The following is an 18,949-nucleotide window of genomic DNA, read 5'->3' as shown; positions in this document are numbered from 1 at the left end:
GCACGCGACTTCGCGCATTATTCAATTGGGCGTGTAAGCATTCGCTTACTTTCTCGTAAGTGTTTGGTTTTTTTGCTGGGTGTGTACGTCTCAAATGCGTGCGAGTTTTTTCTATCTATTTGAAATATAACAATTATTTATCTTAATTTTGATGTGGGCGCGTGTCAGTTCGCACGTTGGATCCCGTTGAACTTCTCATTGAACTCTCTAAGATCAGTCCTGTGTCCACGGATTGACACAGCCATCAAGGAACGATGGTTTGAGGGAACGTCGCAGGATGCGATTCATCAGGACGATGAAAAAGGAATAAAGGGACTAGGGAAAAAATGTGGGCGGGTCATACCGCCCCTTTTTTCGCCTGCAGAAAAGTAAAACACGTCCTTCAGAAACGCAAAAAGGCCCGCAAGGGGCCTTTTGGAGGGCGGCGACGCTATCAGCGTTCGAGGTCTGCAATCTTACCTTTCTTGCCATCCCACTCCGCGGCATCGGGCAGCGGATCTTTCTTCTCAGTGATATTCGGCCAGATCTCCGCCAGCTCGACGTTCAACTGAATAAACTCCTGCATCTCCGCCGGGACTTCGTCCTCGGAGAAAATCGCGACGGCCGGGCATTCCGGCTCACACAGGGCGCAGTCAATGCACTCATCCGGGTGGATAACCAGGAAGTTCGGGCCTTCGTAGAAGCAGTCCACCGGACACACTTCTACGCAGTCGGTGTACTTGCACTTGATGCAGTTGTCGGTGACGACGAAGGTCATTTCTAATTTTCTCCTCAGGCGGCGGCAGCGAAACCCCTTCCGGCGGGGCTCGCGAGGTTTGGGAGCGATAGTCTGCAGGCCAGGCTAAAAGCCCACAGCATCCCAAACCGCGCGAGAGTCTACCAGCTTGCAAGCGTCTGCGTTATATCCGAGTCTTCAGTGCATATAACATTTCGAGCGCTTTACGTGGTGTCAAGTCATCCAGATCAAGCTTGGACAACTCATCCAGTACCGGATGGGGCAGGCTGGCGAACAGATCGCTCTGGTGCGGCGCTGCAGGTTTCTTACTGGCCTTGGCGGGGCTGGTGACCACCGTTTCATGGGGCAGGGCTGTGGTTTCCAGGCGGCTGAGGTGCTCGCGGGCGCGGGTGATCACGTCGTTCGGCACACCGGCCAGCTGCGCCACGGCCAGGCCGTAACTCTGGCTGGCTGGCCCTGGCAGCACATGGTGCAGGAACACGATGCGCTCATTGTGCTCAGTGGCATTGAGGTGCACGTTGGCTACCAGCGGTTCGCTTTCCGGCAGCACCGTCAGTTCGAAGTAGTGGGTGGCAAACAGCGTATAGGCGCGCAAATGCGCCAGGCGCTCGGCCGCCGCCCAGGCCAGGGACAGGCCGTCGAAGGTGCTGGTGCCGCGGCCCACTTCATCCATCAGCACCAGGCTACGCTCGGTGGCGTTGTGCAAGATGTTGGCGGTCTCGCTCATTTCCACCATGAAGGTCGAACGGCCGCCGGCCAGGTCATCACTGGAACCGATCCGCGTGAAAATACGGTCCACCAGGGACAGCTCGCAACTGGCTGCCGGCACAAAGCTGCCGATATGCGCCAGCAACACGATTAACGCGGTCTGGCGCATGTAGGTAGATTTACCGCCCATGTTCGGACCGGTGATCACCAACATGCGTGTATCGTCGTCCAGCGACAGATCGTTGGCGACGAATGGCGTGGTCAATACCTGCTCCACCACAGGGTGTCGGCCTTGCACAATGCGCATGCAGGGCTCGCTGACAAACCGTGGACAGTTCAGGTCAAGGTTCAGCGCTCGTTCGGCGAGGTTGCTCAGTACATCCAGCTCCGCCAGGGCGGCGGCGGTGTCCTGCAATGGCGCCAGGCGGCTGATCAGGTCCTCGAGCAAGGCTTCGTAGAGCATCTTTTCGCGGGCCAGGGCGCGGCTTTTGGCTGACAGCGCCTTGTCTTCGAACTCCTTGAGCTCCGGGGTGATAAAACGCTCGGCGCCCTTGAGGGTCTGGCGACGTTGATAGTCGATAGGCGCCGACTCGGCTTGCTTGCTCGGCAGCTCAATAAAGTAACCGTGGACACGGTTGTAACCGACTTTAAGGTTCGCCAAGCCGGTGCGGGCTTTTTCGCGGGCTTCCAGGTCAATCAGGAACTGCCCGGCGTTTTCGCTCAGGGACTGCAGCTCATCCAGCTCGCTGTCATAGCCGGTTTTCAACACGCCGCCATCACGGATGATCGCGGGCGGGTTGTCGATGATGGCTTTTTCCAGCAGTGCCGCGAGGTCCGGGTAAGTGCCGGCAGTCACCGCCAGCTGTTGCAGGTGCGGCGTGTCCAGCTCGGTCATCGCCACTTGCAACTGCGGCAGGGCGCTCAAGGCATCACGCAGGCGCGCCAGGTCACGGGGCCGCGCGTTACGCAGGCCGATCCGCGCCAGGATACGTTCGATATCGCCGATTTCTTTCAGTTGCGGCTGCAGTTTTTCAAAGCGATAGCCGTCGAGCAGGCAGGTAATAGACGTCTGACGCGCTTGCAGCACGGTCAAGTCCCGTAGCGGACGGTTCAGCCAACGGGTCAGCAAGCGGCTGCCCATGGCGGTCTGGCAACGGTCGACCACCGATTGCAGGGTGTTATCGCGCCCACCGGCCAGGTTAGTGTCCAGCTCCAGGTTGCGACGGCTGGCGCCATCGAGCACCACGGTATCGTCCAGACGCTCATGACGCAGACTGCGCAAATGCGGCAGGGCGGTGCGCTGGGTTTCCTTGGCATAGCTGAGCAGGCAACCGGCGGCGCCGATGGCCAATGTCAGGGTTTCACAGCCAAAACCTTTAAGGTCTTGCACCGAGAACTGCTGACACAGACTTTTCAGTGCCGAATCACGCTCGAAATCCCACGGCGCACGACGCTTGGTCCCACGACGCTTCTCGGCGGGCAAGTCCTTGGGCCAATCATCCGGGATCAACAACTCCACCGGATTGATGCGCTCAAGCTCCGCCAGCAGGTTCTCCCAGCCCTTGATCTCCAGCACACTGAAATTGCCACTGGTGATATCCAGCACCGACAGGCCGAACAGACGCTCATCGCCCAATACCGCAGCGATCAGGTTGTCGCGACGCTCATCCAGCAACGCCTCATCACTCACCGTGCCTGGGGTGATGATGCGCACCACCTGGCGTTCCACCGGCCCTTTGCTGGTGGCCGGGTCACCGATCTGCTCACAGATCACCACCGACTCGCCCAGCTTCACCAGTTTGACCAAGTAGCCTTCCAACGAGTGATAAGGAATCCCACACATCGGAATCGACTGCCCCGCCGACTGCCCGCGGGCGGTCAGGGTAATGTCCAGCAGCTTGGCGGCCTTCTTCGCGTCTTCATAGAAGATCTCGTAGAAGTCGCCCATGCGATAGAACATCAACTGATCAGGGTGCTGGTTTTTCAGGCGCCAGTACTGCTGCATCATCGGAGTGTGGGAGGACAGGTCTGAAGTGTTTTTACTCATTGGGTAGTAGGCAAATTCGTTGAAAGTGATGGGGCAAAGGGGGCGCTTGGCCCAGCATTTTTTGCGATGGCGGCAAGGTTAACACGCGAGGTCGGGAGGACGCAGGTCGCAAACGGATAGGTAAAAAGCAAAAGCGGTGCCGCCCCGACATTCACCATTAAAGGAGCGGCGCCGCTACAGGTTAGCGGTTACCCGCCTTTTTTATTTTCGCGGCTTACTGAGTATTAACCGGCGAATCCAACACCTTCACCACATCATCAACCACCGCCTTGACCATTTCCTGCAAGTAATGCGAAGCCCAGGCATAACGGTCCGTCTCCTTGGTCATCGCCGCATCTTCTGCGAGCAGCTTGGCGACGTGGAGAAGATTGGAGGCGTGGTGCAAGGCTTCTTGCAGGGAAACACCACTGTTAACGCGGAATAGAGGTTGGTCGGAGTGAAAGGAGAAGGGGGTGACGCCGAGGGTGGTCAGGTCTTGCACAGAATTCATACAGCACCTCCGAGCATGGAGGAAATGAATCGAGAAGGGTGACGCCGTTTGGTGCGGTAAACATAGAAGCACATAAGTGAAAGCTCCTTGATTTGAGGAACTGCCACGAACCTTCTCACAGATTTGGGTGGCAGCTGTGCGCAGGGTGAGAAACCGGCAATCAAGGCAACCGGTAGACCCGAGGGTCTCCCACGCACAGCCGCCATAAAACGATATCGCAGACGAAAAAAAGCGCCGCGATAGGGTTCTTGGGCGCTTTGCGCCTTGATTGACTCGGGTTCTCACGCCCGGTCGCTGAATTTGCAGCGACGAAGGGAGATTAGCGTGATGGTGGGGGGCGCGCAACTGGGGGCGTGGATTGTCCACGTTGCTGATGCTGATACGAAAGGAGTGGATTACCGATGGAAAATAAATGCGTCCCCTTATTCTGAAGGTGTATTGCTTCACGATGGCGCATTACCTCGGCATTAATCGGTATCAGGAACATGATTGGGCGCGGGTACGCCAGACACTGGTGCAATCTGGTTTGTTTGATGAGTCGCTATGCATAAATCCTGTTCAGGATGAGCGTTGTCGACGATAACGAATAAACTGCGCCAGTATTGAACAGTCCGTCGCAACAGGTGCCGGCAGTTGTAGTTGGCGTGCCTGTACGCGTAAGTTCACCTTTACAACGTCGTAGCCAGTAGCGGCTATCTTAAGAGACGATAAGCAGGCGAAAGGTGGATTTACTTATATCAACGTATTAAAAGTTCAAGTTTGTTATCCATATTCACCCATCGATAAGCATCTGGAAGTTCAGGTTTGTTTCTGGTGATTTTTGGCCAGCCCCTAGCTAATTCAGCATTGAGTTCTTTGAAATTTTTCATTTCAAGAGGTAGTGCGTCTTCGTGGAGAATAGCACCCGCTGGGCATTCTTGTACGCACGCTTCGCAATCGACGCATTCATCAGGATCTATTACTAGAAAATTTGGACCCTCGTGAAAGCAATTTACCGGGCATACCATAACGCAGTCGGTATATTTGCAGTTTATACAGTTGTCAGTCACTACATAGGTCATCTTAAATCTCCTCACATATTACGAAATCTTTTATTGGTGGTTTTTGTTGTGAGTATTAGTTGGCATGATTTGTATAGGATTTGTAACTGTCGGAAATGACAGTTTTTTATAATTCTTAGCACTCTTTGTTATTCCCCCGGATTATTAGAAGCTTGTTCATTGTCCTTCACGCCAAAGCACTTCGAAGCCATTGAGCGCGCCATCGCTGCTGAAAAGACCGTGCTCGATAGCGACCGCACAGTGGAATACCGCTTTACCGACGAATTGCTCAAGGCCCGCAACGAGATTCGTGTGTCGCTTACAAACGTAGCCGGGCCGCGACCATGCGAGGTTCGGCTGATCAAGGATTGATCGCCTTACGGGCCTGTCGGGATTACGTAAAAGAAGTTTCTACATCGAAGTAAAAGGAGCGGTCGAGCAGGATGCGTCAACCCCCAACCCGGCACCTTTCCTGCAGATCATCCCTGCAAGTCCAGCCAACGTTCTTGCTTCCTGCACAAAGCAAAGCGAGTCTATAACTGTTTATCCATACAGCAAAGGTCTTGCTTTTTTATGTCCACACCCATCATCCCTTGGATGGGCGGCAAACGCCGCCTGGCCGACCGCCTTATCCCGCTCTTCCCGCCACACGAACGCTACGTTGAAGTGTTTGCCGGCGGCGCCGCGCTCTACCTCATGCGCCCCCAGGCAGCACCGGTTGAGGTCCTCAACGACATCAACGGCGACCTGGTGACGCTGTACCGCGTCGTGCAGAACCACCTGGAAGAATTCGTGCGCCAGTTCAAATGGGCGCTCAGTTTCCGGCAGGTGTTCGAATGGCAGAAGATGACCCGCCCGGAAACCCTCACCGACATCCAGCGCGTCGCCCGATTCTTTTACCTGCAGCAACGGATAGGTAAAAAAAACAAAAGCGGTGCCGCCCCGACATCCACCACTAAAGGAGCGGCGCCGCCACAGGTTAGCGGTTACCCGCCTTTTCTATTTTCGCGGCTTACTGAGTATTAACCGGCGAATCCAACACCTTCACCACATCATCAACCACCGCCTTGACCATTTCCTGCAAGTAATGCGAAGCCCAGGCATAACGGTCCGTCTCCTTGGTCATCGCCGCATCTTCTGCGAGTAGCTTGGCGACGTGGAGAAGATTAGAGGCGTGGTGCAAGGCTATTCATAAAGTCGTGTTTATGAAGAATTGTTTAGGTTGCGCTCGCAGGCCGTGCCTGCGCGAGATTCTTCTTGGGGCGAGCGTTTTTGAGCGGGTGGATTTAATTTCGAATAATCAGGGTTTTAGAAAAAACACCTGTACTAAAACAGAATCATTGATGTGATTTTTATTAGCTTCCTACCAGTTTTTCCTAACTTTCTATTCCAAAAAGGTCTTTTGTTGAAAAATTCGGAGCATGTTTTATTGCTCACAGATGTAACAAATTGTTTCTTTTTTTTGCCGTTTTTCGGTACCGACAAGGGGGCTTTCTGTCGGCGAACAGGTGAGTTCCGTTCGTTGCGACGCAGTGGGTTAAGCCTGGGACATTGATGATTTTGCGTGTGTCTGTTCGGCGTACTGCAAACAAGGGATTTGACAATTATCGAGGCTTGAACCCATGAATCATGTGATCAACTCCATACTGGAAAATGCATCAACTCGCCCCTCAATCGGCCATACCAACCCTGCGCTACTGCATGACGTCCTATGGCGAGCCCTGGAGCACGCACTCAAGGCCAACACGGATGATGCTTCCCACACCCCGCATGCCCGTGCCTGTCTCAGGATCTATGCTGAAATCGATACGCTGTCGTATCTGGACAAGGGTGATTCGAAATTGGCTGCAGCCTTGGGCAAGGCGTTCTTCGAATCGCGCTCCAGCAAAGACGTCGAGGCGTTCTGGAAGTTGCTGCTGATCAAGCAACTGCTTTTCGAGTTGTCGGTCAGGAGTGTGGCGACCCAGATTGCTTCGCAAGCCAGTCTGCCTCGTCAGTTGCTCACGCTCGATCCGCAGTTGATTGCAGCGCCGGCGGGGGTAAATATCAGCCTGGGAGTGCTGTGCAAAGAGACCGACCAGCTCAAGCATTCCGTTGTGCTGGTCTTGCAGAAACTGGCACAGCACGTCGAGGACCGTGGCTTGAAAAAGCCTCAAGTCACCGCGCAGCTCCTGCTGGAGTTGTACAACGCCGTGTGGTCGGGCAGCAATGGCACCGATATCGAGTCACAGATTTTTTACGCCGACAGTGTGTATGACGCGTTGCCCGACGTGCATCACGCCCTGGGCCTGGCGCCGCAGGAAAAATGGCTGACCTTGTTCACCTGGTTATACGGCGACAAGGATGGCCGCCCCTATGACACCAACCAGCACACCGAAACCCTGGTGGTGGCGCTGGAAACGGCGCTGCGCAATCGCTACATCGCTGATATCGACAGTCTGATCAAGGACGGCGGCGCACGGCATCGCCTTGAAGAGATTCGTGCTCGCGTGGGCAAGGATCATCCCGAGCATTTCAAGCGTCCCGCCGAACTGATCGACGCACTGAGCAGCATCCGTTTTACACAGCCCGCCGCCATCGACCGTCTGCTGCTGCGGGTGCATGCGTTTGGCTTTCACTATCTGGATATCGAGTTTCGTGAAAACGCCGAGATGTTCAGCAGCGTGGTCGATGAGATTCTTTCCAGCCAGTGGCTGGAAACCATCGGCCTGGGCCAGGGCCGGCACTATCACGAGCTGGATGAGCGTGCGCGTCAGGCCGCCCTTGAGGTCGCGCTGGAGGGCGGGGCGGCCCGGACGCCCGCTGCCCTGTGGCAGGAGTATTTGCAACGCACCACGCCGATTTACACCCGGAAAGCCGAGCAATATGCCGGCCAGGATTACATTGCGCTGATGGAGCAGGATCCGAGCTATATCCGTATGCACGATGCGCGCAATGCGGTGGAACGGTTTGAAATGATCGACCGTTATCGCGACCGGATGAAAATCCACGGGATCGCCGAGTACACCTCGGCCCTCAGCGCGCTAGAGGTGCTGTTCCTGATGAAAGCGGCCCAGGTACGGGACGGGATTGACATCGCTTTGCAACCTGAAGATCTGGCAGGCGCCGAGCGCACGCTGGCCACGGTGCATGAGGTGTACGAAAACCCGGTGTACCGCCAGCACCTGGCAACGCGCGGCAACCGCCAATACATCACGTTTGGCCCCAGCGACACGGGCAAGCAAGGCGGCAAGGCCATGCACAAGCTGAACATGGCGATTGCCAATCAGCACAAGTTGATCGCGGCCCGCTACGGCATCGAGGTGGTCGTCCACGTCATCATGGGCGGGGAACACGCACGGGGTAATGGGGTGATCGCCGAGACCTTGCAGGAGTTCGGCGCGCTGGAGGGCCCGGAAACCCGCTTCATGCTGGCCGGCTGCGCGGAGATGCGCGCTCATCTGCTGACCCGCAACCAGTCCGTCAACTTTCTCAGCCAGTTGTACCGTATGCACGCCGAGCGCCAGCCGCAGCCGTCCGAGGAGGTCATTGCCGGCAGGATTCAGCGTTGGGGGGACGTGGTGCGCCGCTACCAGGCGACGTTCTTCGAGCATCCGGCGCTGCCTTCCCTGCTGCGGGACCTGGCGCGATTCGATGTGGTCAGGGCCACAGCCAAAGGCACCCGGCCGCCTTCTCGTATCTTCAACATCAAGGTGTTCGAGTCGCGTCCCGATGCCATTCGTGCGATTCCCTGGACCCGCGCCTTGCTGGCCGGTGGGTTGCACAGCGAACTGATCGGCGTCGGGCAGTTTGCGCAAGAACCGGCAACTTACTTGTCCAAGGCCTTCAACGAGGATGAGAGCTTTCACACCTACGTCAAAGGCATGGCCTACGCCATTGCGCGAACCGACCTCAAATGCGCCTGGCTGACCCTGACCGGCAGCATCCCGGAAAAGACCCATATCCAGATGCTGGCGCAAGCCTTGAAGACCGAAGCCGTCGGCACCGCCGAACAGCTGCTGGCCAGCCTGCATCTGGAAGTGATTGAAGGTAAGCGCTTCGTGTACAAGGCCACCACCGGCACCGAGCCGGCAGATCCATGGAAATTCAAGGAGGGCAGCTTGCTCAACCTGTGGCCCAGTCTCAAGGCCGAGGTCTACCTCAAGGAAAAGAACTTGCGAATCTATCGCTTGTTTCTGATCTACGCCAAAAGCAATCCCGCGTTCATCCAGTCGTCATCGCTGAATGATTTCTACAGCGGGTTCCTCGCGGCCGTGAGTACCGATGCAGGCCTGGTCGATCCCGCAAGCGCCCACCATTTCACTTGGTGATTAACCTCGATGCCCAGGGCAACCTGGGTATCGGCAGGCGCTACCCTCCAAGAGGATCAACTGTATGGCATTTACCACCCTGATACTGGATGCCCCTGGGCCGCCGTTACTGTTTGAGGAAGCCGATCGCTTTCTTGAACTGGGCCTGGGCGTCACCCTCAACCTGCATTATTTCGCGGACAAAGAGCGCATTCGGCAGCACTACGGCACGCGCATTCACTATGCCGAGATCAACTGCCATGACGAGCCTGGCTTTATTGCCGCCGTGAGTCAGGCCGGGGGCTACAGCGTGTTCAAGACGCGCCTGAACATCCCGTTGGGCGCTGGCCTGATCCGCGCTGCCACCTCGCCGGCGTTGGCCACGCCACTGCGCGCCATTGCCCAGGCTGGCACAGGGGTCAATCATATTGATCGGCTGGCGTGCGAGCAGTGTGGTGTGGCGATCCTCAACACCCCAGGCTCCAACGCGGCCGCTGTTGCCGAATACGTCGTGGCCCAGGCGCTGTTTCTGTCGCGCGACCTGGATGACTACAACACTAAAACGCACAACGGCCATTGGGCAAAAGGCTCCTTGGCACCTGCCTGCGAATACGCCGAACTGACGCTTGGGCTGGTGGGCACCGGCAGCATTGCCCGGCAGGTGGCGCGCAAGGCTGCGGCGCTGGGCATCAAGGTGATCGCTACCGGGTCCGAACGTTTTACCGAACCGGTGGCGCACAGCCTTGGGCTTGAACGACGGGCAGGTCTTGAACAGTTACTGGCCGAGGCGAACATCGTCTCGATCCACGTACCGCTCACCCCGCAGACCCGAGGCTTGTTCGGCACTGCCGAGTTCCAGCAGATGCGCCAGGGATCAATCCTCATCAATACCGCGCGCGGCGGGATCGTCGACGAACACCAGTTGGCCGCCTTCATGCGCCAGTTTCCCAGGCATATCAAAGCCGTCGCCATCGATACCTTTGCCCTTGAAAAAGACCGCTTCGACTCGCCATTGACCGCTATTGCCAATGCGCAATTGACGCCGCACATCGCTGGCAATACCGCCACGGCAATCCGGACGGCGTCACGCCAGATCGTCGACAAGATCCACGCATTCAGTGCTGACGCCACCGCGCGTTAACCCACAGGACACAAGGAAGGCCACATCATGCAAACCTCTATTGTTACCCGCCTCGACGCCCTGAGTTGCACCGACCTCAGCGATGCGATGGACCGCCTGAAAATCGTTTGCCAGTGCACCGACATCATGCCTCTGGACCGGTCGTTCAACCTCACAGGCAAAGCCTGGACCCTGCGCTACGGCCCTATTGGCCTGGACGGCGGCTCGGTGGGTGACTACATCGACGACCTTGAGGCCGGCCAGGTGGTAGTGATCGACAACCAGGCGCGGCTCGACACCACCGTGTGGGGCGATTTGCTGACCTCTACCGCCGCCCGTAGGCAGTTGGCCGGGACGGTGATTGACGGTATCTGCCGCGATGTCGACCGTGCGTTGGAGCTTAACTACCCGATCTTTTCCCGGGGTAACTGGATGCGCACCGGCAAGGATCGCGTGCGTGTCGAAGCGATTCAGGCGCCCGTTACGCTGGGTGGCGTGCGGGTACAACCCGATGATTGGTTGCGCGGCGACGGTGATGGCCTGGTGGTGATTCCGGCCGGTTCACTGAGCGAAGTGCTGGCGGTGGCCGAAGAAATCCACCAGGCCGAAGAACATATTCGTGCGGCTATCGAGGCGGGCGTTCCTCTACGCAAAGCTCGCGCCGATTACGGCTACCACGCCTTGCAGACTCCGCGCCGCTGACTGGCCGACGACAGAAGCCGCCGCGGGTGCGGCTTCAGTTGATGCTGGCCGGGGTGGCCAATATCACCGACCCGATTAAGCGGAACTGGGTCTTGCGCAATACGGACGTGGCGGAAATCTGGGGTGTTGGCCGCAAGATGAAACTCCGCCTCGGTGCGATTTTTGCAGCCGGTCGCTGCTGGATAAGGTGGGCAAAAACTAAAAATCCGATCAGTGCCTTGAAAATGATGAGCTGACTTTTGCGCGCTCACATCTCAATGCCGGATAGAGAGAAGTCAGGGGCATGAGTACGACCAGACTATTTGGATTTACGCCCACTAGCCGGAAACAACCCTCTGATCACCCCAAGAAACGCCGCAAACAAGTTGATTGAAGTCGCCGTAGTGATGGCAATCAATACATTGTCCGAGAACGGCGCCTTACCCGAGTAATACGTCGACCAGCCATTCCACACCAGCAGGACCCCCCAGAAGATCACCCCGCACGCAGCGAACCAAAACGCACGCCCCGCATACTTCTTGCGCAGTTGCCTTTCGGCCTTCTGGTCTTTGAGGTTCTGGCTTCTTTCATCGTCGGTGCCTAGGGCTTGCTCGCCGCCGGCCTGGGAGTCCTGGTCAGGCCCTGCCACGGGGGGCAGGGTGAGTTCCAGGTTATCGAGTTCCTCACTCACGGATGCGGCTCTTTGGGTGAATGAGTGCTGCCATGTCTTCCCAGTCAATGGCCGAACCGTCGGCGCCCTTGAGGGCCCAGGCTGTGCCGTCCTCGTGGGAAAGGTTGGACAGTTGGGTGCCGGACCATTTGCCGTATTTGTTAATGATCCGGTCAATCAAACGATGGGTGTAGGTGTCGCTCTCAGGAACCCTCGGTGTCACGAAGACAATGTCTTCGGCGTCGGGCTTCAGGTTGCTGAGCAGCGCGGTCACCGGGCGATTACCATAGGATTTCAACTCATGGTAAAGCGACGGGATGACCGGGCCATATTGCCAGCGGGCGAAGTGGTCATCCATAAGGGGCTGGTCCCGTTCGCGCAAATGCCAGGACTGCGTATAGAACAACAGTTTCTGCAGCTTCATCGGGGTCAGGCCCGAAACCTTGCCTTCCTTCGCACGTTCAATGAAGGCGTTAGCGACAGCTAGCGCTGAATAAGCCATGAGCACCTCCGTCGTTGCTGGCTAGGTGATTAATGAGTTTTATACATAGCCCCTGAATTGTCGATAAGCAAGGGACGCTGAAATCCTTGGTGTCTCAACATCAGGCCGCCCGCAAGAGTAATGGGTAGTTCACTGTTTGCATATACAGTATTTTGTTTCATGGTAAACAGAATTGGCTGTTTAATGCATAAATATGCAAATTAGCATTTGCCAACTCCGAAAACTCCCGTCACTATCCGCGTTATGCAAAAACGCAACGTTTCTATCGTCTTAAGAGAGCTGCTGGATCGCGACCGAATCTCCCCCACGGAGCTTCATCGGCGCACCGGCGTGCCTCAATCCACACTGTCCCGGATCCTCAGCGGCAAGATCGTTGATCCGTCGGATAAACACATCTCGCGCATCGCCGAGTATTTTCGCGTGAGCACCGACCAACTGCGCGGGCGCGCTGCGGTGGGTGGGTTGCGCGATGACGGGCGCGACCCGATGCATTCGGAACTCAAGGACATAAGCCTGTGGGACGACGACACTCCCGTCAATGATGACGAGGTGTCGATCCCCTTTCTGCGCGAGGTTGAATTGGCTGCTGGATCAGGAAGATTCGTCATCGAGGAAAGCGAGAAGGCCAGCCTGCGGTTCGGCAAGCGCAGCCTGCGGCATAACGGAGTGCAGTTCGACCAGGCCAAGTGCGTGACGGTGCGCGGTAACAGTATGTTGCCGGTACTGCGCGACGGCGCCACGGTTGGCGTGAATGCCGGCAAGAGCGGCATCGGCGATATCGTTGATGGTGATCTGTATGCCATCAACCACAACGGCCAACTGCGGGTTAAACAGCTCTACCGCCTGCCTTCGGGAATCCGCCTGCGCAGTTTCAACCGTGATGAGCATCCGGATGAGGACTACAGCTTCCAGGATATCCAGGATGAGCAGATCAGCATTCTCGGGCATGTTTTCTGGTGGGGCATGTACGCCCGTTAACCTCCTCGCGTAAGACGAAACCCGCCCATGAGCGGGTTTTTTTTCGCCCGCAGAAAACCGCCAAACCCCAAGCCCGCAAGGCTTCGAATGCATACGTGCATTTCCACGGCCAAAATAAATGCATTTATGCATTGACTGTATATGCATACATGCATATTCTTCACCTCAAGCCAGCCAACAAGGCCTGGTGGAGGCGGCAAGGATGCTGCCAAGGAAGACAAGGAAGGCACGCAACATCGGCAAGGACGCCATCGAAGCGATGGCAGGGATGCCAGGCAACACCGGCAAGGATGCCGACGCTCTTTAGTTTCAACGCTTCAAAAACAGGCAGCGATGAACCGGCCTTGATGGTTCAGAGGGTTGGCAACTGACCCGGGTGTGCAGCGTAAAGCACCAGAAGCAGTTATCCGGCAGACAGGGATCGTGGTCGGAAAAACATTGAGGAAAGGACCGTACCGCGCCAGTAGCGCCGAAAGTCCGAGGACAGCATTACTGAAAAGCCCGGGTAACCGGGCTTTTTGGAATGCCTACCTATCGAAGCATGTGTAAATGAAATATGGATTATTAATTGCTCAGCCAGGAGGCGTGACATGACAAATGAACAGCAAGCGTTAGCGGAAATGCCTATCTGGCTGGTGATCGTATTGGCCGTGATCGGCGGAGTGTCTGGAGAAATGTGGCGCGCCGACAAGGAAGGTGCCCGCGGTTGGTCGTTGATCCGCCGTCTGGCGCTGCGCTCCGGGGCCTGCATGGTCTGTGGGGTTTCGGCGCTGATGCTGTGCTACGCCGCCGGCATGTCGATCTGGACCGCCGGCGCCATTGGTTGCCTGACCGCCATGGCCGGTGCCGATGTGGCCATCGGCCTTTATGAGCGGTGGGCGGCCAAGCGCATCGGGATCAACCAAGGCTCCGGCCAGGACCCGCAGTAATTGTTGCAAGGACGCTACTCAAAATGACGCTTATCGAAAAGCCATCCCAACTGCCCCAGGCCGTGGGCGCTGCGCTGCATGCAGCCTTCCCGGACCTCAAGGTCGGCAGCCACCAGGACTTCCAGGGCGACGTTGAAAAAACCGGTGTGCAGGTCACCGTCGAAGGCAATGGCCCGGGCATTCGCTCTCGCGAAGGGCGCAAGGCCCACGTGCTGAGCATTTCAATCAGGGCCATGGTCGCCCCCGGTGCATTGCCGTTCGATGCCTGCGACCTGGCCAGCCAACTGATGGACCTGGTGCTGGATAACCGTTGGAACCTGCCCCAGGCACAGTGCGATCTGCCCGCAAATATTGTTGCCGCTCCGGCTGTGCGCAGCACCCTTGATGCGGACTACGACACCTGGACGGTCTCCTTCACCCAAACCCTCTATCTGGGGCCGCCGCTACTTGAGGATCCTACAGGCCAGCCGCTGTTTGCCTGCACCTGGGACGTCTCCAATATCGACGACCCGGCCCAATACAAACCACTGGCGGAGTAGCCCATGTTCGACGCGCTGTTACGCATGCAATTGGGACCGATCGTCGAACGCCTGGCAGAGATGGAGACCCAACTCGAAGACCTTTACCGCCGCGCTGAAAGCTTCTGCCGGATTGGCATTTGCCAGCAGGTCGATGCTGCCAGCAATACCTGCAAGGTCAGCCACGGTGACTTGCTCACCCCTGCGATCCGCTTTTTCAACCCCAGCGCCGGTGCGCAAACCGAAACCCGCATTCCAACGGTGGGCGAACAATGTCTGTTGCTCAACTACGGGGGTGGAGAGGGCGGTGCGCAGTCCGTGGCCCTGTTTGGTCTCAACAGTGATCGTTTTCCACCGGTCTCCAGTGTTGCGACGCTGACCCGGCGTCGCCATCAAGATGGCACCCAAACCGACTATGACGATGCCAGTCATACCTTCAATTGGGTCAATGGCCCCACTACCTTCAGCGGCTCCCGCGAACAAGTCGACGTCAAGGTCGGCGCCACCAGCCTGACCCTCAACGCCCACGGCATCGTCCTGCAGGTCGGCGGCACCAGCCTGTTGCTCGATGCCAGCGGCGCGCATTTCAGCGGCCCGGTAGTGGACCACCAAGGACGACTCATCAGCCCCCGATAAGGACACCCCATGCTCGGAATCGAGAGGAACACCGGGGCAGCCGTCGATGACTGGCTGCAATTTGTGCAGCGCGCCACCCGAGCGCTGACCACCCCCGTGGGCACTCGGCAAAAGCGTCCGTTGTACGGTTCGCTGATCCCGCAGTTGCTCGGGCAAAACCTCGGTGATGACCTGCTGATCCTCGCCCAGAGCCACGCCGCCCAGGCGTTCTACAACACCCACAACGGCATCGACGATTTTGAACCCCAGGTCATCGTCGCCACCCGCCAAGGCGCCGGCCTGCTGCTGCGGTTTGCCGGCACCTGGAAAAACCGCCAACAATCCTTCGAGGTCGTGACATGAGCATGCTGATCCCCGGCCAGAACCAACTGGCGGAACCGGCCATCATCAAGGTGGATGAGTTCGAACCGTTGCTGGCCGAGTTCAAGGCGTTCGTCATCGACTACGTTGCCAGCCGAGCTCCGCAAAGCGCGGCCAAACTCAAGGTCAGCCTCGACAACGAAAGCGAACTGCTGACCCTGGCCCTGGAAGCGTTTTGCGTGCGCCTGCAAACCCATGAGCGCAAATACAACGCCCGTATCAAGCAGATGCTCGCGTGGTGGGCCACCGGCAGCAACCTGGATGCGCGCCTGGCCGATATGGGCCTGGAGCGCCAAGTGCTCGACCCTGGCGACCCGGCGGCTTTCCCGCCCGTGCCGCCCACCCTGGAAAGCGACGACGACGCTCGCCTGCGTTACTACCTGGCGCCCCATGCTCCTGCGGCCGGCTCGCGGATGCAGTATCGCCGCGAAGTCTTCACCCTTGGCGAGCGTCCTGCGGTGAAAGTGCAGAGTGCGACGCCTGGAGTGGTGACCGTCACCTACACCTTCGATCCGGATGGTTATGCGGCCCAGGTCAAGGACGGCAACGCTCGACGCACCGCACCGGGCGAAGTCATGGTCACCGTGCTTTCCAGGGAGGGCGACGGTACACCGTCTGCGGACTTGCTTGACGGTGTACGTCGACATTTCGCACGACCGGATGTACGGCCGGAAACCGACCTTGTCACCGTCCAAGGTGCGCAGATTCAACCTTATAAAATTCGCGTGGTGGCCAAGATCAACGCCGGCCCGGACTCCGGGTTGACCCAAGTGGCCGCGCAGAAACTGTTGCAAGGCTACGCAGAGTCCTGCCATCGCCTGGAAGGGCGGGTTGACCCCAGCTGGATCGACTATGCCATACACAGCGCTGGCGCTGCGCAACTGCAAATCCTTGAACCGCTGGCGCCGATTGTCAGCACCGCGTTCCAGGCCCCGTATTGCACGGGTGTCGAGGTGGAGGTGCGCACGCTATGAGTGAACCTAAAGCGAGTTTGTTGCCGGCCAACAGTTCACCGCTGGAAAAGGCGTTGGACTTGGGCTTCGGCACGTTGCTTGAACGAGTCACACCGCCGTTTCCAGCGCTGATGAATCCACTTCAAACCCCAAGCGAATTCCTCCCTTACCTGGCCGCCGACCGCGGCGTCAGCGAATGGGATGCCGAGGCCAGCGAGGCGGAAAAGCGTCTGACCGTCGCATTGTCCTGGCAGATCCAGCGCCAGGCCGGTACGCCCAAGGCGCTGAGTCATGCGGTGGAGTCATTGGGTTTTACCCCTAACATCAGCGCCTGGTATCAGCAGCGCCCTTTGGGTGTGCCTTACACCTTCGACGTGCAGGCGATCATCGGACGCAGTTGGTCCAGCGGCGATCACAACCGGCTGATCCGGCGTATCAATGCGGCCAAGAGTGAGCGCGATCAGGCGACGATTACCATCGTGCATGAGACCGAAGGTCAACTCGCGTTCACACAAGTCCTCGACGCTCCTTTAAGCGACGGCGAGTTCTATCTAAACGGCGCGTTGCCGGAATTGGCGCTGGTTGCCCGGTTAAACAGTGCCGGGGTTGCCCAGCACTACACCATTAACGACTACGACCTCAGGGCGCAGCCATGACAGATGAAATCACGCGCCTGGTGCGCTTCACCTCCAAAGGTTTGGATGAAGTGCTGCAGGCAAAGAACCAGGGCCTCAAAGGCGAAATCACCCACATCGGCGCCGGCACTGGCCGCTACAACCCTGACGGCAGCGAAGTCGCCTTGCGTGACGAGCGCCAACGGGTGGCCATCGTCGATTACGAAGACCTGGGCGAGCGCCAACTCAGGATGGCCGCGCTGTTTGATGGCGATGGTGAGTATGAGATTGGTGAGTTCGGTTTTTACCTCGCCAGTGGGACCTTGCTGGCGGTGTATTCCGTAGCGGGGAAGTTGCTGACGTATAAAGCGGCGGCGGCGCGAGTGCTGCAGAAGTTTACGCTGGATATTTCGCCGTTGCCGGCGGATAGCGTGACGATTGTGGTGGGGAGTGAGAATTTGAATGTGCTATTGACTGATGAAATTGCGGCCTTGTCGGCCGCGAGCATAGACAATATGGCACGCGGTGTAGGGGTTCTATTTCGGGTGATGGAAGTCGAAAAGAAATAGAGCGTTTTTAATTGATTTTACATGACGCTCTCCAAGCGTTTAGGAGCTTTCATTTGAGTACTGAACAGCAACTTGCTGCCGTCGTTAGTGCGGCAAATAACTTGACTAATGTTATTACCGGAAAAGTCGGGGAAATTGACAAGGCGATAGCGGATGCCCGCTTGGCGTATGACGCTCAATTGGCGGAGTTGAAAAATAGACTCCCAAGGTTAGCGGTCACCAAGAACTTTAATCTTTCCCCCAATGCCGACGGGACACTGATTGAAAACTGGGGGATTCATGCTGAAGTGACGCCCACTAAGTTGCGAACTATCACCCCTGTCTCTCAAGCGGCCGGACGCCCGCAGACTGATGTGGATTTCATGCTTCAGGTGCAGGCAGATGTGCGTGAACAATATCCAAACTTTGAAATCAGGGCGAGCGACTATTGGCGCACGTTTGTATATCTGTGGCAAATGAAATGGTCGGTTTCAGGCGTTAGTCCTTGGCTTGCGTTCCCTTACACGGTCGATATGGCGCTCGCGAATGGCTCTGGTGCAGTACCACAGAACTCCTACCTGACGGTAGGTGCATTCGTGCGTCTTTTGGAAGGTAACGTGTCTGGAGCATGGAGTAATGGCGTTGAGAAAGGCAAATGGCGCTGGTGTTCCAGTGTCATTTCTCCTACAGAATTGTTTGGTAGTTATTACCATCTGCACCCGATGCGCACATCATCAACTGGCGTCGTTGAGGTGATGCTGGCAGGGGCTTGCACAGGCGTTGTAACCAACCCAGGTGACTGGGGCACGATGTTGGCTCTAGGCTGAGGAGAGAATATGAAACCACAATTTATACCTGCGGAACTCCATCCGATTATCAAGTGGGAAATGATTCGTAAGGCAAGGGATCAAGACTTGTCGGCGAGTGATTATGCAGCGATGCCAGACTATCCGATGCTCGACAGTCACAAGCTCATATTTGCTGAATATCGCCAGAAGCTGCGTGATATTCCAGATCAGGGAGACGATCCAGACACAGTAATCTGGCCATCCAAACCCGATTTCCTCAAGTAACTGACAACCGCGAAAGCGGTTTTTTTTCGCCCCTCAAAAGCCCCTCCCCGCAGGGGC

At 57.2% G+C, this 18,949-nt stretch carries 21 protein-coding genes and 3 pseudogenes; 17 read left to right on the top strand and 7 right to left on the bottom strand.

Translation table 11 applies throughout. The annotated features are described in order from the left end of the window. Positions 1–433: 433 nt before the first annotated feature. From fdxA (BLU48_RS19495) to BLU48_RS19485, 3 genes are all read right to left on the bottom strand, one after another. Entirely contained in the window at positions 434–757 is a 324-nt protein-coding gene (fdxA, locus tag BLU48_RS19495; protein ID WP_046071163.1) for a ferredoxin FdxA, read from the bottom strand. A 142-nt stretch (positions 758–899) separates the two neighbouring features. Beyond that, positions 900–3,491 carry a DNA mismatch repair protein MutS gene (gene mutS / locus BLU48_RS19490; protein ID WP_057021825.1) on the bottom strand — a complete coding sequence of 864 codons (2,592 nt, stop codon included), beginning with the start codon at positions 3,489–3,491 and terminating at the stop codon, positions 900–902. A gap of 214 nt (positions 3,492–3,705) precedes the next feature. Beyond that, on the bottom strand, positions 3,706–3,981 hold the full coding sequence (locus BLU48_RS19485; protein ID WP_057021826.1) for a DUF3077 domain-containing protein: 276 nt from the start codon (positions 3,979–3,981) through the stop codon (positions 3,706–3,708). Positions 3,982–4,402: 421 nt separating this feature from the next. Here BLU48_RS19485 and BLU48_RS32715 point away from each other — a divergent pair. Further along, positions 4,403–4,692, top strand: a pseudogene (locus tag BLU48_RS32715) (phage terminase large subunit family protein); the annotation flags it as partial. A gap of 26 nt (positions 4,693–4,718) precedes the next feature. On the opposite strand, the gene fdxA (BLU48_RS19480) reads toward BLU48_RS32715, so the two are convergent. Beyond that, on the bottom strand, positions 4,719–5,042 hold the full coding sequence (fdxA, locus tag BLU48_RS19480; protein WP_082636609.1) for a ferredoxin FdxA: 324 nt from the start codon (positions 5,040–5,042) through the stop codon (positions 4,719–4,721). Between the two features lie 159 nt (positions 5,043–5,201). On the opposite strand from fdxA (BLU48_RS19480), the gene BLU48_RS19475 reads away from it, so the two are divergent. Beyond that, positions 5,202–5,393, top strand: a complete 192-nt coding sequence (locus tag BLU48_RS19475) for a hypothetical protein (protein ID WP_057021827.1) — start codon at positions 5,202–5,204, stop codon at positions 5,391–5,393. Between the two features lie 201 nt (positions 5,394–5,594). Next, a pseudogene (locus tag BLU48_RS19470) lies at positions 5,595–5,990 on the top strand (DNA adenine methylase); the annotation flags it as partial. Between the two features lie 43 nt (positions 5,991–6,033). Here the strand turns inward: BLU48_RS19470 and BLU48_RS19465 are convergent. Beyond that, positions 6,034–6,207: pseudogene (locus tag BLU48_RS19465) on the bottom strand (DUF3077 domain-containing protein); the annotation flags it as partial. A gap of 436 nt (positions 6,208–6,643) precedes the next feature. Here BLU48_RS19465 and BLU48_RS19460 point away from each other — a divergent pair. The 4 genes from BLU48_RS19460 (at position 6,644) to BLU48_RS32570 (ending at position 11,368) form a co-directional block, all read left to right on the top strand. Then, complete coding sequence (locus BLU48_RS19460; protein WP_057021828.1) at positions 6,644–9,331, top strand: phosphoenolpyruvate carboxylase; 2,688 nt, start codon at positions 6,644–6,646, stop codon at positions 9,329–9,331. Between the two features lie 64 nt (positions 9,332–9,395). Next, positions 9,396–10,451 carry an NAD(P)-dependent oxidoreductase gene (locus tag BLU48_RS19455; protein ID WP_057021829.1) on the top strand — a complete coding sequence of 352 codons (1,056 nt, stop codon included), beginning with the start codon at positions 9,396–9,398 and terminating at the stop codon, positions 10,449–10,451. Positions 10,452–10,478: 27 nt separating this feature from the next. Then, positions 10,479–11,132: an RraA family protein gene (locus BLU48_RS19450; protein ID WP_057021830.1), complete on the top strand. Its 654-nt coding sequence runs from the start codon at positions 10,479–10,481 to the stop codon at positions 11,130–11,132. 26 nt (positions 11,133–11,158) lie between these two features. Next, entirely contained in the window at positions 11,159–11,368 is a 210-nt protein-coding gene (locus BLU48_RS32570; RefSeq protein WP_307718377.1) for an ultraviolet light resistance protein B, read from the top strand. 62 nt (positions 11,369–11,430) lie between these two features. Here BLU48_RS32570 and BLU48_RS19440 read toward each other — a convergent pair whose 3' ends face one another. Next, on the bottom strand, positions 11,431–11,802 hold the full coding sequence (locus BLU48_RS19440; RefSeq protein WP_057021831.1) for a hypothetical protein: 372 nt from the start codon (positions 11,800–11,802) through the stop codon (positions 11,431–11,433). Continuing rightward, on the bottom strand, positions 11,795–12,283 hold the full coding sequence (locus tag BLU48_RS19435) for a Panacea domain-containing protein (RefSeq protein WP_056845367.1): 489 nt from the start codon (positions 12,281–12,283) through the stop codon (positions 11,795–11,797). The genes BLU48_RS19440 and BLU48_RS19435 overlap by 8 nt, the downstream gene beginning before the upstream one ends. Before the next feature lie 234 nt (positions 12,284–12,517). Here BLU48_RS19435 and BLU48_RS19430 point away from each other — a divergent pair, with 234 nt between their 5' ends. The 10 genes from BLU48_RS19430 to BLU48_RS19385 all read left to right on the top strand — a co-directional run bounded on the left by BLU48_RS19430 (position 12,518) and on the right by BLU48_RS19385 (position 18,892). Then, entirely contained in the window at positions 12,518–13,261 is a 744-nt protein-coding gene (locus tag BLU48_RS19430) for a LexA family transcriptional regulator (RefSeq protein WP_172833446.1), read from the top strand. Positions 13,262–13,851: 590 nt separating this feature from the next. After that, complete coding sequence (locus BLU48_RS19425; protein ID WP_043048845.1) at positions 13,852–14,190, top strand: phage holin family protein; 339 nt, start codon at positions 13,852–13,854, stop codon at positions 14,188–14,190. A 23-nt stretch (positions 14,191–14,213) separates the two neighbouring features. Then, entirely contained in the window at positions 14,214–14,729 is a 516-nt protein-coding gene (locus BLU48_RS19420; RefSeq protein WP_057021832.1) for a hypothetical protein, read from the top strand. Between the two features lie 3 nt (positions 14,730–14,732). Next, the gene (locus BLU48_RS19415) at positions 14,733–15,344 is read left to right on the top strand and encodes a phage baseplate assembly protein V (RefSeq protein ID WP_057021833.1); all 612 of its coding nucleotides are present in this window, start codon (positions 14,733–14,735) and stop codon (positions 15,342–15,344) included. Between the two features lie 9 nt (positions 15,345–15,353). Beyond that, complete coding sequence (locus tag BLU48_RS19410) at positions 15,354–15,686, top strand: hypothetical protein (protein ID WP_057021834.1); 333 nt, start codon at positions 15,354–15,356, stop codon at positions 15,684–15,686. Next, entirely contained in the window at positions 15,683–16,678 is a 996-nt protein-coding gene (locus BLU48_RS19405) for a baseplate J/gp47 family protein (RefSeq protein WP_057021835.1), read from the top strand. The genes BLU48_RS19410 and BLU48_RS19405 overlap by 4 nt, the downstream gene beginning before the upstream one ends. Then, positions 16,675–17,313: a phage tail protein I gene (locus BLU48_RS19400; RefSeq protein WP_057021836.1), complete on the top strand. Its 639-nt coding sequence runs from the start codon at positions 16,675–16,677 to the stop codon at positions 17,311–17,313. Before BLU48_RS19405 ends, BLU48_RS19400 begins: the two co-directional genes overlap by 4 nt. Continuing rightward, positions 17,310–17,840, top strand: a complete 531-nt coding sequence (locus BLU48_RS19395) for a hypothetical protein (protein ID WP_057021837.1) — start codon at positions 17,310–17,312, stop codon at positions 17,838–17,840. The genes BLU48_RS19400 and BLU48_RS19395 overlap by 4 nt, the downstream gene beginning before the upstream one ends. Before the next feature lie 53 nt (positions 17,841–17,893). Beyond that, entirely contained in the window at positions 17,894–18,646 is a 753-nt protein-coding gene (locus tag BLU48_RS19390) for a hypothetical protein (protein ID WP_057021838.1), read from the top strand. 9 nt (positions 18,647–18,655) lie between these two features. Beyond that, positions 18,656–18,892 (top strand): tail fiber assembly protein, encoded by a 237-nt coding sequence (locus BLU48_RS19385; RefSeq protein ID WP_057021839.1) that lies wholly within the window; start codon positions 18,656–18,658, stop codon positions 18,890–18,892. Positions 18,893–18,949: the final 57 nt, after the last annotated feature.

Source organism: Pseudomonas synxantha, from assembly GCF_900105675.1.
Lineage (GTDB): Bacteria > Pseudomonadota > Gammaproteobacteria > Pseudomonadales > Pseudomonadaceae > Aquipseudomonas > Aquipseudomonas synxantha.
This window is presented reverse-complemented; position numbering and strand designations above follow the sequence as displayed.

Excerpts from the sequence above, each read along its gene's own strand:
- BLU48_RS19450 (WP_057021830.1), top strand. The coding sequence starts at position 10,479 with ATGCAAACCTCTATTGTTACCCGCCTCGACGCCCTGAGTTGCACCGAC.
- mutS (WP_057021825.1), bottom strand. The coding sequence starts at position 3,491 with ATGAGTAAAAACACTTCAGACCTGTCCTCCCACACTCCGATGATGCAG.
- BLU48_RS19460 (WP_057021828.1), top strand. The coding sequence starts at position 6,644 with ATGAATCATGTGATCAACTCCATACTGGAAAATGCATCAACTCGCCCC.
- BLU48_RS19425 (WP_043048845.1), top strand. The coding sequence starts at position 13,852 with ATGACAAATGAACAGCAAGCGTTAGCGGAAATGCCTATCTGGCTGGTG.
- BLU48_RS19455 (WP_057021829.1), top strand. The coding sequence starts at position 9,396 with ATGGCATTTACCACCCTGATACTGGATGCCCCTGGGCCGCCGTTACTG.
- BLU48_RS19385 (WP_057021839.1), top strand. The coding sequence starts at position 18,656 with ATGAAACCACAATTTATACCTGCGGAACTCCATCCGATTATCAAGTGG.
- BLU48_RS19420 (WP_057021832.1), top strand. The coding sequence starts at position 14,214 with ATGACGCTTATCGAAAAGCCATCCCAACTGCCCCAGGCCGTGGGCGCT.
- BLU48_RS19410 (WP_057021834.1), top strand. The coding sequence starts at position 15,354 with ATGCTCGGAATCGAGAGGAACACCGGGGCAGCCGTCGATGACTGGCTG.
- BLU48_RS19405 (WP_057021835.1), top strand. The coding sequence starts at position 15,683 with ATGAGCATGCTGATCCCCGGCCAGAACCAACTGGCGGAACCGGCCATC.
- fdxA (WP_082636609.1), bottom strand. The coding sequence starts at position 5,042 with ATGACCTATGTAGTGACTGACAACTGTATAAACTGCAAATATACCGAC.
- BLU48_RS19395 (WP_057021837.1), top strand. The coding sequence starts at position 17,310 with ATGACAGATGAAATCACGCGCCTGGTGCGCTTCACCTCCAAAGGTTTG.
- BLU48_RS19435 (WP_056845367.1), bottom strand. The coding sequence starts at position 12,283 with ATGGCTTATTCAGCGCTAGCTGTCGCTAACGCCTTCATTGAACGTGCG.
- BLU48_RS19415 (WP_057021833.1), top strand. The coding sequence starts at position 14,733 with ATGTTCGACGCGCTGTTACGCATGCAATTGGGACCGATCGTCGAACGC.
- fdxA (WP_046071163.1), bottom strand. The coding sequence starts at position 757 with ATGACCTTCGTCGTCACCGACAACTGCATCAAGTGCAAGTACACCGAC.
- BLU48_RS19400 (WP_057021836.1), top strand. The coding sequence starts at position 16,675 with ATGAGTGAACCTAAAGCGAGTTTGTTGCCGGCCAACAGTTCACCGCTG.
- BLU48_RS19485 (WP_057021826.1), bottom strand. The coding sequence starts at position 3,981 with ATGAATTCTGTGCAAGACCTGACCACCCTCGGCGTCACCCCCTTCTCC.